Origin of the sequence: Streptomyces sp. NBC_01439, from assembly GCF_036227605.1 — a bacterium.
Taxonomy (GTDB): Bacteria; Actinomycetota; Actinomycetes; order Streptomycetales; family Streptomycetaceae; genus Streptomyces.
In genome coordinates, this window is the sequence record NZ_CP109487.1 from 8,002,120 (window position 1) to 8,014,314 (window position 12,195).

The following is a 12,195-nucleotide window of genomic DNA, read 5'->3' on the forward strand; positions in this document are numbered from 1 at the left end:
TCCGGCGTTCGAGGTCGCGGCGGCGTCCACGGCGCCGGTCATCAGACCGGTTCCTCGTCCGGGTCGAGGAGCCGCAGCTCGTGCGCCAGCGCGGCCACGGCCCGGCGGATCTGGCCGGGCGTGTGGTCGTACGTGATGAAGAACCGCAGCCGGGCCAGCTCCTCCGGTACGGCCGGATGGAGGATGGGATTGACGCTGATGCCCTGCTGGAACAGGGCCTCCGCGAGCCGCAGGGTCTTCAGCGAGTCCCCGACGATGCACGGTACGACCGGCGTGTCATGGCTGTCCCCTGTGTTGATGCCCGCCTCGCGCGCGAGGCGGACGAAGAGCGCCGCGTTCTCCGAGAGCCGTGCCACCCGCTGCGGCTCGGCACGCAGCATGCGCAGGGCGGTCAGCGACGCCGCCGTGTCGGCCGGGGTCATCCCGGCGCTGTAGACGAAGCCCGGCACGGTGTAGCGCAGGTACTCCACGACCGGGCGGCTCGCCGCGACGTAGCCACCGCAGCTCGCCAGCGCCTTCGACAGCGTGCCCGACCACAGGTCGACCGCCGAGCGGTCGATGCCGTAGTACTCGCCGATGCCGCGGCCGGAACGGCCGATCGTCCCGATGCTGTGCGCCTCGTCGATCATCAGCAGCGCGCCGTGTCGGCGCTTGACGTCGACGAGGGCGGGCAGGTCGGCGATGTCCCCGTCCATGCTGTAGACGCCTTCGACGACGACGAGCACCCGCCGGTACTGGTCACGGACCTGCGTCAGCAAGGTGTCGAGGGCGGTGGCGTCGTTGTGGGGGAAGGGTCGCCGGGTCGCGCCGGAGAGCCGGCACCCCTGGAGGATGCTGTCGTGCGCGAGGGAGTCGTGGACGATGAGGTCCCCGGGGCCGACGAGGTGGCCGATGACGGTGACGTTGGTGGCATGGCCGTTGGCCAGGGTGACCGCGGCCTCGCACCCGAGCAGGTCGGCGATCTCGCTTTCGAGTTCCAGGTGGAGCGGTCGGCTGCCGGAGAGCAGCCGGCTGGCGGAGACCGAGGTGCCGCAGCGCTCTATCGCCTCGTGGGCCGCCTCGTTCACCTGCGGGTGGGTGGCCATGCCCAGGTAGTTGTAGCTGGAGAAGGAGAGGAGTTCCCGGCCGTCGATGACGGTGGTGTCCGTCAGCGCGCCCTCGTGGACGAGGAAGTACGGATTGGCCAGCCCCAGCCCGGAGAGCGAGGCGATGCGTTCGGCGTGGGCGGTGACCTCGGGGAAGCACTCGATCCGAGTGTGCTGCTCGGGCAACGGGGCGGCGGCCGGGGCCGGCGCCTCTTCGGCTCCGGATCGCTGCTCGGGAACGGGAGCGGGAGCGGTTACGGGTACGGGGGCGGGGGCGGGGGCCGGTACGGAGTTGCCGCAGCCGCGCGCGATCATCGCGGCGATCCCTCCGACGGTCGGCCGGTCGGTGGCCGTCTTGTCGCGGGTCCACTGAGGCCACTGCCGCTTGAGGGAGGAGAACAGGTCCGTCAGCATCAGCGAGTCGAAACCGAGGTCGTCGATCAGCAACTGGTCGTCGCGCAGATGGGCGACCGGGAACGCGCTGACCCGGGCCACGTGCGCGAGCACGGACTCCGTGACCGTGGTGAGGTCCCCGGTCGGCGGCGGTGGCGGCCGCTCCTCGGTGTCGGGCGCGGCGGGCGGGGCGGGCGGGGCGGGCACGGCGGGGGGTACCGGGGCGGTTTCGGCGGTCGCCGGGGCGACGGCCGGCGCGGTCCGGTTCGGCTCGGGGAGGGTTTCGGCGAGGCGGGCCAGCAGCGCCGCCTCCGTGGTCGGGTTCGGCTCGGGGAGGGTTTCGGCGAGGCGGGCGAGCAGCGCCGTCTGCTGCTGGACCAGCCGGATCAGTTCCTCCATCGGGTGGAGCGGCGAGTCGTTCATCGTGGTCTCCTCGGGGGGTACGGGCCGGGACCGGGCCGGGGGCCGGTGGGAGGGGGCGGGGGTGCCCGTCGTTGCCGGGCGACGGCGGGGCATCCAGTAGGACTGGGTGGCGAGCTTCGCCACCGGCAGGTCGAGCAGTCGGCGCTCCCCCTGGGGAACCAGGGCGCGCGGGTCGACCGGGGCGCCCAGGACCGCGAGCCGGGCGAGGGCCCGTACGAAGCTCCGGCCGCCGTCCGGAGCCACCCCGGCGACGGGGACGACGTGGACGTCGCCGTGGTCGGTGAGGTTGCGGCGGACCGATGTCAGGAGCGAATTGCCGCCGGTCACCTGGAGGAAGACACGGGCCCCCTGGTCGTAGGCGGTGCGCACGGCATCGGCGAACTGGACCGGTGCGGACGCGTGCCGTGCCCACAGCTCGCGCAGCCGCTCGGGTTCGGTGCAGACCTCCGCGTTCACGGAGGAGACGAACGGGAGGACGGGGCTGCTGACGGGGCGCTCGGCGAGGTCCGCGCGCATCTCCTCGTCCGCGGCGGCGAGCCGCGGCGAGTGGAAGGCGTTCGACACGTCGAGCGCCACCGTGACGACCCCCGCCTCGGCGCAGGCCCGCCGCATGGCGTCGAGCCCGTGCGGCGTGCCGCTGACCACGACCTGCCGCGGCTGGTTGAAACAGGCGAGCCACACGTCGTCGATGCCGTTCACCAGCCGGCGGCAGGTGTCCTTGTCGGTCTGTACGGCGAGCATCCCGCCGCGCAGGCCGTTCTCGGCCTCCCGGAGGGTCGCGCCCCGGTGCACCAGCAGTCGTACGGTGTCCCCGTCGGTGAGGGCGCCCGCCGCAGCGGCCGCGGCGAACTCCCCGACGCTGTGGCCGAGGACCAGGTCGGGAGCGATGCCGAAGCCGGCGAGGAGCCGGGTGGCGGCGATCTGGACGGTCCCGAGCAGCGGCTGGCACACCTCGGTGGAGGCGAGCCTGCGCCCGGCCCCTTCGGCGTCGCCCTCGGCGGTCGCCGCCTCCCCGTACAACAGGTCGCCGATGTCGGGGCCGGTGGCCTCGCGGGCCGCGGCACCGAGGTCGTCGACGGTCGCCCGGAAGCCGGGGAACCGCTCGTGGAGGTCCCGCATCATGCCGGGCCGCTGGCTGCCCTGACCGGGGAAGAGGAAGGCGAGGCGGCGCCGCTCGGCCGGCAGCGGGGCGTCGGCGGCGAAGGCGTCGTCCCCGAGGTCGCCCCGTTCGCCCTCGACGAGCTGCTCGCGGGCGCGGCGCAGCCGCCGTACGAAGGCCTCGGTGTCGGCGGCCACGATCGCGAGCCGGGCCGTCAGCGGCCGGCGGGAGCCGAGGGTGTGTGCCACGGCTGCCAGCGGGGCGGGGTCCGCCGCGTCGAGTGCGTCGAGAACGTCGCCGATGTGCTGGTCCAGGAGCTCGGGACTGCCGGCCGAGAGCAAGACGAGCTGGGGGCCGGTGTCCGGGGCGGCCCCGGTCCGCCCGGTGCGTTCCGGGAGACGGCCGGTAGCGGGGGAGGGGGCAGGGGCGGGCCGCTCCTCCAGAACCACGTGGACGTTCGTCCCGCCGAAGCCGAACGAGCTGACGGCGGCCCGGCGCGGAGCACTGGAGTCCGGAAAGGGCCGCTGCGCGTCGGCGAGACGCAGACCCGCGGCGTCGATGCCCAGGCCCGGGTGCGGGGCGGTCCGCGGCTGCGGAACGATCGTCCGGTGGTGGACGACCAGGGCCGTCTTGATCAGTCCGGCGATGCCCGCGGCGGACAGCGAGTGTCCGATGAGGGCCTTGCCCGCACCGACGTAGCACAGCGAGGGGTCGTCGTCGGGGTACTCGGTGCGCAGCCGGCGCAGCGCCTCGACCTCGGCGCGGTCGCCAGTGGCGGTACCGGTCCCGTGGGCCTCCAGGAAGCCGACCGTGGACGGGGCGACCCCCGCGTCGTCGTAGGCCCGGCGCATGGCGCGCAGCTGGCCTTCGGGAGCGGGCGCCAGCGGCCCGGGGGAGGCGCCGTCGTTGGCCGAGCCGATGCCCTTGATCACCGCGTACACCCGGTCGCCGGCGGCGAGCGCGTCGGCGAGCGGCCGGACGACGATCGCGCCGGCGCCCTCACCGAGGACGAAACCGTCGGCCCCCTCGTCGAAGGGGCGGCACACCCCGGTGGCGGACAGCGCCCGGAGCGTGGAGAAGCCGATCAGGCTGTCGGGGGTGAGGTTCAGGTACACGCCGCCGACGACGGCGATCCGGCAGCTGCCCTGGCGCAGTTGGGCCACGGCCTGGTCCAGGGCGACGAGCGAGCCGGAGCAGGCGGCGTCGACGGCGAAGCTGGGCCCGCCGAGGTCGAAGTGCCGGCTGACGGTGCCGGGGGCCATGTTGAGCAGGCTCCCCGGCAGGCTGAAGGCTTGTACGGTGCCGAGCGATCCCGCGTGGTCCCTGACGGCGTCGAGGAAGCCGCCGGGGTCCGCCGCGGCCTGCCGCGCGTCCTCGGCCAGGGCGATGGCCCGGATGGGGGCCGACATCAGGTCCTTGTAGTCGGACACCGACATTCCGCAGAAGACCCCGGTGTTCGCCCGGTCGAAGTCGCCCCGGCCCAGCCCCGCGTCGTCCAGGGCCTCGCGGGTGACGTCCAGGAGCAGCCGGTGCTGCGGATCCATGGCCCGGGCGCGAGCGGGCGGTACGCCGTAGTGCAGGGCGTCGAAGCGGTCCACGTCGTCCAGGAAGGCGACCTGGTCGGTGTACGCGGCATGGGGTGCGGAGGGATTGCCGGGTTCGTGGAAGGCCTCGTGGTTCCAGCGCTCCTTGGGCACGGCGGAGAACTGTCGTTCCCCGCTGAGCAGGAGCTTCCAGTAGGCGCTGATGTCGGGAGCACCGGGGAAGCGGCAGCCGAGTCCGGTGATGGCGATGTCGGTCATGGGAGTTCTTCCTTGCCGTGAGACGGGGGCGGGACGGGGTCGAGACGGGGGATGTGGGGGGAGATGGGGACGGGTGGGCGACGACGGTCAGTGGCGCGCCCGGGCCGGGGTCCGCGGGGCGGGCCGGGCCGCGGGACACCTGCGGACGGGCGTCGGGGGCGGACGGGAGGCAGGGAGCGGTTCCTTGGGCCGGATGGGACGCGGCGCCCACCAGTTCAGGCCGCCCGCCAGGCGCATCAGCGCCGGTACGAGGACCCCCCGTACGAGCGTGGCGTCGAGGAGGACGCCGAGGCCCGCGCCGATCCCGAAGAACTGCAGGAGGGACACCTGCGAGGTGCCGAAGCTCAGGAGGGTGAAGGCGAGCAGCGCGCCGGCGGTGGTGACGATCCCGCCCGTGCGGGCCATGCCCGTGACGATCGAGCGGGCGTTGTCCTGCCCGGCCTCGTGCGCCTCCTTGATGCGTGCGAGGACGAACACCTCGTAGTCCACCGAGAGCCCGAAGACGATGCAGAACAGCAGGACCGGCATGGTCGTGCTGAGGGGCCCCGGTGTGAAGTCGAGCAGCTGGTGGAGATGACCCGACTGGAAGACCCACACCATGGCGCCGAGGACGGCCGCGAGACCCAGCGCGTTCAGCGCGATGGCCTTCAGCGGCAGCAGCAGGCTGCGCGTGAAGCCCAGGAGCAGCGCGAAGGTGGTGAGCGAGATCAGTGCGAGCGCCAGCGGGATCCGGTCGCCCACGGTGGCCTTGGCGTCGACCAGGACCGCGCTCGGTCCGCCGACGAGGGCCTCGGTGCCCGCGGGGGCGGGGACCGCACGGACGTCGTGGACGAGCTGCTGGGCAGCGTGCGACTGGGGGTCAACCAGCGGCACCACGGAGAGCTGGACCGGGCCGTCCACGGCGGGCCGGGCGGTGGCCGAGGCCTGGCCCGGGATCGCTGCCCGCTCCCCGTACCGGAAGCCGCCGTCGGGTCCCGCGACCTGGGCGACCTGCGGGAACGCGGACAGGCGGCGGGCGTACTCCACCCGCTCCGACGGGGAGGCACCTCCCGTGGTGACGACCGTCAGCGCGCCCGAGCCCTTCATGTCGAACCGGTCGCGCACGAGGTCACCGGTCTGCCGGCTGGACGCGCCGGGCGGCAGCGCCCGGTCGTCGGGGGTGGCGAAATCGGCGTGCGCGAAGGGGGCGGCGAGCAGCACCAGCAGGCCGATCACCGGCAGCGCCGCGATCAGCGGGCGGCGTACGACGATCCGCGCCAGCCCCTCCCAGAATCCGGACCGGGAGCCGGAGCGGACCGTACGGCGCCACGGCACGGCCCAGGCGTTCACCCGCTTCCCGAGCAGTGCGAGCAGGGCGGGCAGTACGGTCACGGCGCTCACCGCCGCGATCGCCACCACGGCGATGCCCGCGTAGGCGAAGGAGCGCAGGAAGTACGGCGGGAACACCAACAGCGTGGCGAGCGCGGCGGAGACCGTGGCGGCGCTGAAGGCGATCGTGTGGCCCGCCGTGCGCACGGTCCGTACGGCGGCGGTGCTCGGCAGGAAGCCGGCGGCGAGCTCCTCCCGGAACCGTGAGACGACCAGCAGCCCGTAGTCGATGCCCAGCCCCAGGCCGAGCGCCGTGGTGAGGTTCAGCGCGAAGACGGACACGTCGGTGACGCGGCCGAGGAGGCTCAGGACCAGCAGCGTCCCGGCGATGGAGAGGACCCCGATCAGCAGCGGCAGGGCCGCGGCGACCACACTGCCGAACACCAGGACCAGCAGGATCAGGGTGCCCGGCAGGACGACGGACTCGGCCCGCTTCAGGTCGGACTCCGAGATGTCCTGGAGCTCGGCGTCGACGAGGGCGCTCCCCCCGACGTGCACCGTCAGGGTCTCGTCGGCACCGGCCGGGGCGGTCAGTTCCGCGCGCAGCCGCTCGGCCCGCGCCGCGAGCTCTTCCCCCTCGCCGTCCACGTGCGCGACCAGCATCGCCGCGCGGCCGTCGCGGCTGCGCAGCTCCGCCGCGCCGCCGGTCCAGTACGAGGTCACGGCGCTCACGTGCGGCTGCGCGGCGAGCCGTCCGGTCAGTTCCGCGCCCGCGCCGCGGGCGGCCGGTCCGTCCACGGAACCGCTGCCGCTCCGGGCTACGAGGACCAGGTTCGGGGAGGCGCCCAGGCGGTCGGCGGCCAGGTGCGCGGCGCGGCTGGACTCGGACCGCGGATCGTCGTACCCCTGAGTCTGCAGCCGGCCGGTCGCATCCGTGCCGAACAGGACGGACAGGACGAGGAAGACGAGCGCGCCGATGAGGACGAGCCGGGGGTGACGGGTCACGAAGGCCCCTGCACGGCGGAACATGGATGCCTCCGGTACGGACGGCGATTCGCTCCTGCTCTCGCGCAGGAAGGTCGATGTCCACCGTGCCCGGACGCGGGTCGAGGCCGTAGTCCCGGCCATTCGTACCTTGACAGGACGGGAGGGGAGGTACCCCGGGGCGTCGACACGAAGGGTGACATCGCGTGCCCGCGAGTCACTCGATGTGGTGGGTCCGTGGTGGGAGTGGCGGCGCCGGGGTGCGTCCGGTGCGTCCGCCGCCGACTATGGGCGGCGTACCACCCCCACTGCCGTTGTCAGGAGCTCACCATGCTGGAGCGCAAACTGCGCAAGGACCACACCGAGGTCACCTTCATCCTGCCCGTCGACACCCCGCCGGGACCGGTCAGCGTGGTGGGCGACTTCAACGACTGGCAGCCCGGTGTCCACACCCTGGCCCGCCGCAAGGACGGCAAGCGCGCCGTGACCGTCGAGCTGCCCAGCAAGAGCACGCACTCCTTCCGGTACCTGGCGGCCGGGGACTACTGGTTCAACGACGAGAGCGCCGGGGACCAGGACGGCCCCAACAGCCGCTTGCACACCTGACGGCCCGGACTCCTCGCAGACGGACCGGAACGCGCCCCGGCCATGGGCCGGGGCGCGTTTGTGCGACGTCGATCAGTTGAAGTAAGGTTAGGCTAATCTAATCGATCAACAGTACATATTCCGGGGCGAGTTGGTGGCCCCTCACTCCCGCGTGCCCGTTTTGTCTATCGACAGTGCGCCATGGAATCAGCTTAGCTTTGCCTAAGTTCCGGTCGCGGCTGCGTCGGCGTGCCGACCCGTCCGGGCGGTGGATCGAAGGGATGACGTAGAGCGACATGGGCACGATCGCAGTGGAACGCCCCGTGCCCGGGGGCGTGACGGAGGCCCGTCGGCGGCGGGTCGTGGGCTCACTCGCCCTGGTGCTGGTCCTCCTGGCCGCCGTGGTGGTCTCGTTGGCCGTCGGTGCGCGGGCGCTGACCCCCGCCGAGGTGTGGCGCGGGTTATCGGCGGCGCCGGACCCCGACCAGCGACTCACCGAGATACGCCTCATCGTGCGGACCGTACGGGTGCCGCGCACGGTGCTCGCGGTCGCGGCGGGCGTGGCCCTGGGGGTCGGCGGGGCGCTGATCCAGGGGTACACGCGCAATCCGATCGCCGACACGGGCCTGCTGGGCGTGAACTCCGGCGCCTCCTTCGCCGTGGTGCTGGTGATCGCCCTGTTCGGGTTCGCCAACCCGTTCCAGTACGTCTGGTTCGCCTTCTTGGGCGCCGCGGTCGCCGGCGTCGTCGTCTTCGGACTGGCGAGCATCGGCCGGGGGGCCGGTAACCCGCTGACCCTCGCGCTGGCCGGACAAGGGGTCACGGTGTTCCTCGCCGCGATGACCACGGCGGTCGCGCTGTCCGACAAGGCCTCGCTGAACGCCCTGCGGTTCTGGAACGCGGGCTCCGTGGCCGGTGTCGGGTTCGACGTCATCTGGCCGGTGATCGCGTTCATCGCCGTCGGGCTGCTGCTCGCGCTGATCACCCTGCCCGCCCTGAACCTGCTCAACCTCGGCGACGACGTCGCGCGGGGGCTGGGGGTGAACATCGTGCTCAGCCGGACCATCGGCATCGCCGCCATCACCCTGCTCGCGGGAGCCGCCACGGCGGCGTGCGGCCCCATCGCCTTCCTCGGCCTGATGGTGGCCCACATGGCCCGGTACCTGACCGGGCCGGACTACCGCTGGCTGGTGCCGTACGCGGGCCTGCTCGGTGCCGTCGTCCTGCTGGTCTGCGACATCGCGGGGCGTCTGCTGGTGCGGCCGGGGGAGTTGGACGCGGGGGTCGTCGTGGCCCTCCTCGGGGCCCCGTTCTTCGCGGCCCTGGTGTGGCGCGGAAAGTTCAAGAGCGCATGACCGGAACCGAGGTGACCGAGGTGAAGGCATTGGCACCGGTGACGCCGGGCGTGCGGCTCGGCCCCGTCTCGTTCGTGTGGCGGCCGTGGGTCGTGTGCGTCACGCTGCTGCTGGCGGCGGCGACCTTCCTGATGTTCTGCGTGTCCATCGGCGTGGGGGACTTCCCCATCGGCCTGTCACGGGTGATGGCCGCGGTCGTGGGCGGCGGCGAGCAGGTCGACAAGTTCGTGATCATGGACCTGCGGATGCCGCGCGCCCTGGCCGGGCTCGTCGTGGGCATCGCGCTCGGGGTGTCCGGGGCGATCACCCAGTCGATCGCGCGCAACCCGCTGGCCAGCCCGGACATCCTGGGGATCACGTGGGGCGCCGGCGCGGTCGCGGTGTTCCTGGTGACCGTGTCGGGCGGGACCGCGGCGGCGGTCGTCAACTCCGTGGGCCTGTCCGGGGCGGCGCTCGCGGGCGGCCTCGGCACGGGGCTCCTCGTGTACTTCCTGGCGTGGCGACGCGGGATCGACGGCTTCCGGCTCATCCTCATCGGCATCTCGGTGAGCGCCGTCATGGAGGCGATCACCACCTGGCTGCTGGTCACGGCCGACATCAGGGACGTGGCCCGGGCCCAGGCCTGGCTGGTCGGCTCCCTGGACAACCGGTCGTGGGACGACGTGGGCGTCGCGCTGTGGTGCACCCTGGCCCTGATGGTCGTCGTGACGGTGGTCGCGTTCCAGTTCAAACCGCTGCACCTCGGTGACGACGTGGCCGCGGGCCTCGGCGTCCGGTACGCGAGGGTGCGCGCGGTGCTGCTGCTGTGCGCGGTGCTGCTGGCCGGCGTGGCGGTGAGCGCCGCCGGCCCGGTCTCGTTCGTCGCACTGGTGGCGCCGCAGGTGGCGATGCGGCTGGCGAAGTGCCCGACACCGCCGATGGCGGCCTCCGGGATGGTCGGGGCCCTGCTGCTGATCGGCGCGGACCTGGTCGCCCGTACGGCACTGCCGATCACCCTCCCGGTCGGGGTGGTGACCGCCGTGATCGGCGGCCCCTTCCTCATTTACCTGCTGGTGCGGGCCAACCTCCGCTAGCCGGTGTCCCCGTAGACGTCCAGACATCAGACCTTCAGACACCAGACCCTTCAGACATGCCTATTTCAGGGGGAGTTGTGGCCGTATCGCAGATCGCCGGGATCGAGTCCGACGGGGACGAGGCCGTACGGCTGGCGGCCAGAGGGGTCACCGTCGGGTACGGCGGCCGGGTGGTCATCGACGACCTCCACGTGTCGATCCCCCCGCAGGTGATCACCACGATCATCGGCTCCAACGGGTGCGGGAAGTCGACCCTGTTGCGGACCCTGTCCCGGCTGCTCAAACCGACCAGCGGATCGGTCGTGCTGGACGGTGAGGACATCGGCCGGCTCAGGACCAGGGACGTGGCCAAGAAGCTCGGCCTGCTGCCGCAGGCTCCGGTGGCGCCGGAGGGGCTCACCGTGGCCGACCTCGTCGCCAGGGGGCGCCATCCGCACCAGAGTTGGCTGCGGCAGTGGTCCTCCGACGACGCCGACGTCGTGGCGCGGGCCCTGGCCATGACCGGGGTGTCCGACCTGGCCGACCGTCCGGTCGACGCGCTGTCCGGCGGGCAGCGGCAGCGGGTCTGGATCTCGATGACGCTGGCACAGGGCACCGACCTGCTGCTCCTGGACGAGCCGACCACCTATCTGGACCTGGCGCACGCGATCGACGTGCTCGACCTCGTGGACGACCTGCACGAGTCGGGGTGCACCGTGGTCCTGGTGCTGCACGACCTCAATCTGGCCACGCGCTACAGCGACAACCTCATCGTGATGAAGGCCGGTTCGATCCTTGCGCAGGGGCATCCCCGTGACGTGATCACCGCGGAGCTGTTGTACGAGGCGTTCGGGTTGCGCGCCAAGGTGATCGACGACCCGGTGGGGGACCGGCCGCTGATCGTGCCCATCGGGCGCGCCCACGTGAACACCCCATAGATCAAACAAAGTTACGTTGCAAGTAAGGCTAGGCTAGCCTCACTTGAGCGCGGTAGGGTTTGGCTGCCCTCGGGCGGAACTGCAGTGGACGGCACGAAAGCAAGGGATTTCGGATGCTTTTCCATCGAACGACACGTATGAAGCCCTGGCAGCGGCTGGCGGCAGGAGTGTCCGCCGCGACCCTCGGTGTCGGCCTCCTGGCCGGATGCGGTTCCGATTCGGCGGACCAGGCCGACAAGAAGAGCGACGGCGCCCCGGCCGCCGGGGGCACCTTCCCGGTCACCGTCGAGCACGCCTTCGGATCGACCAAGGTCGACAAGGCCCCCAAGCGGGTCGTCTCGGTCGGATACACCGACGACCAGGCCATCCTGGCGCTCGGCATCAAGCCGGTCGGCATGGTCGACCAGTACCCGAACCCGCCGGGCACCTCCCCCGACATCAACACCCAGTGGCCGTGGGTGAAGGACAAGTGGGGGGACACCCGCCCCGAGGTCATCATGAACAACGGTGACGCCGGCCCGAACTACGAGAAGATCGCGGCCCTGCGCCCGGACCTGATCATCGTCGTGTACTCCGAGATCGACCAGGCCGGCTACGAGAAGCTCTCCAAGATCGCCCCGACGGTGGGCCGCACCAAGGCCGAGAAGGAGCCGTTCAGCGCTCCCTGGCAGGACAACGCCGTCCACATCGCCAAGGCGCTCGGCCAGGAGGCCAAGGGCACCGAGCTGGTGAAGGGCATCCAGGACAAGCTCGACACGGCCAAGAAGGCGCACCCCGAGTTCGCGAACCAGACCGCCGTCCCCCTGTCCTGGTACAAGGACTCGGTGGCCCCGTTCACCACCACCGACGTCCGCGGCCGGCTGGTGACGGGCATCGGCTACAAGGGCCAGACCGAGATCGACAAGATCGCGGACGGCAAGTTCTACACCACGCTCTCCCCGGAGCGCATGGACCTCGTCGACGTCGACCGCCTCTTCGTCATCGCCGACAAGGCGGACCAGGAAGCACTGAAGAAGTTCCAGCTGTTCACCAACCTGAACGCGGTCAAGAACGGCAAGGTCTCCTACCTCCTCGACAGCGAGGGCCCGGCCGTCGGCGCGGCCATGTCCCAGGGCACCCTGCTCTCCCTGCCCTACGCGATCGACGAACTCGTCAAGTCGGTCGGTTAAGT

7 protein-coding genes are annotated in these 12,195 nt (G+C 72.1%); 5 read left to right on the forward strand and 2 right to left on the reverse strand.

Going from position 1 to position 12,195, the window contains the following annotated elements:
* Positions 1 to 41: 41 nt before the first annotated feature.
* Positions 42 to 4,802 (reverse strand): type I polyketide synthase, encoded by a 4,761-nt coding sequence (locus tag OG207_RS36505; protein ID WP_329104796.1) that lies wholly within the window; start codon positions 4,800 to 4,802, stop codon positions 42 to 44.
* A gap of 87 nt (positions 4,803 to 4,889) precedes the next feature.
* Positions 4,890 to 7,115 carry an MMPL family transporter gene (locus tag OG207_RS36510; RefSeq protein WP_329104797.1) on the reverse strand — a complete coding sequence of 742 codons (2,226 nt, stop codon included), beginning with the start codon at positions 7,113 to 7,115 and terminating at the stop codon, positions 4,890 to 4,892.
* 309 nt (positions 7,116 to 7,424) lie between these two features.
* On the opposite strand from OG207_RS36510, the gene OG207_RS36515 reads away from it, so the two are divergent.
* The 5 genes from OG207_RS36515 (at position 7,425) to OG207_RS36535 (ending at position 12,193) form a co-directional block, all read left to right on the forward strand.
* The gene (locus OG207_RS36515; RefSeq protein ID WP_030009921.1) at positions 7,425 to 7,700 is read left to right on the forward strand and encodes an isoamylase early set domain-containing protein; all 276 of its coding nucleotides are present in this window, start codon (positions 7,425 to 7,427) and stop codon (positions 7,698 to 7,700) included.
* Between the two features lie 275 nt (positions 7,701 to 7,975).
* Positions 7,976 to 9,034: a FecCD family ABC transporter permease gene (locus OG207_RS36520; RefSeq protein WP_329104799.1), complete on the forward strand. Its 1,059-nt coding sequence runs from the start codon at positions 7,976 to 7,978 to the stop codon at positions 9,032 to 9,034.
* Positions 9,031 to 10,107 (forward strand): FecCD family ABC transporter permease, encoded by a 1,077-nt coding sequence (locus OG207_RS36525; protein ID WP_329104801.1) that lies wholly within the window; start codon positions 9,031 to 9,033, stop codon positions 10,105 to 10,107. The genes OG207_RS36520 and OG207_RS36525 overlap by 4 nt, the downstream gene beginning before the upstream one ends.
* A gap of 77 nt (positions 10,108 to 10,184) precedes the next feature.
* On the forward strand, positions 10,185 to 11,024 hold the full coding sequence (locus OG207_RS36530; protein WP_329104804.1) for an ABC transporter ATP-binding protein: 840 nt from the start codon (positions 10,185 to 10,187) through the stop codon (positions 11,022 to 11,024).
* A 113-nt stretch (positions 11,025 to 11,137) separates the two neighbouring features.
* The gene (locus OG207_RS36535) at positions 11,138 to 12,193 is read left to right on the forward strand and encodes an iron-siderophore ABC transporter substrate-binding protein (RefSeq protein WP_329104806.1); all 1,056 of its coding nucleotides are present in this window, start codon (positions 11,138 to 11,140) and stop codon (positions 12,191 to 12,193) included.
* The last annotated feature ends 2 nt before the right edge of the window (positions 12,194 to 12,195 follow it).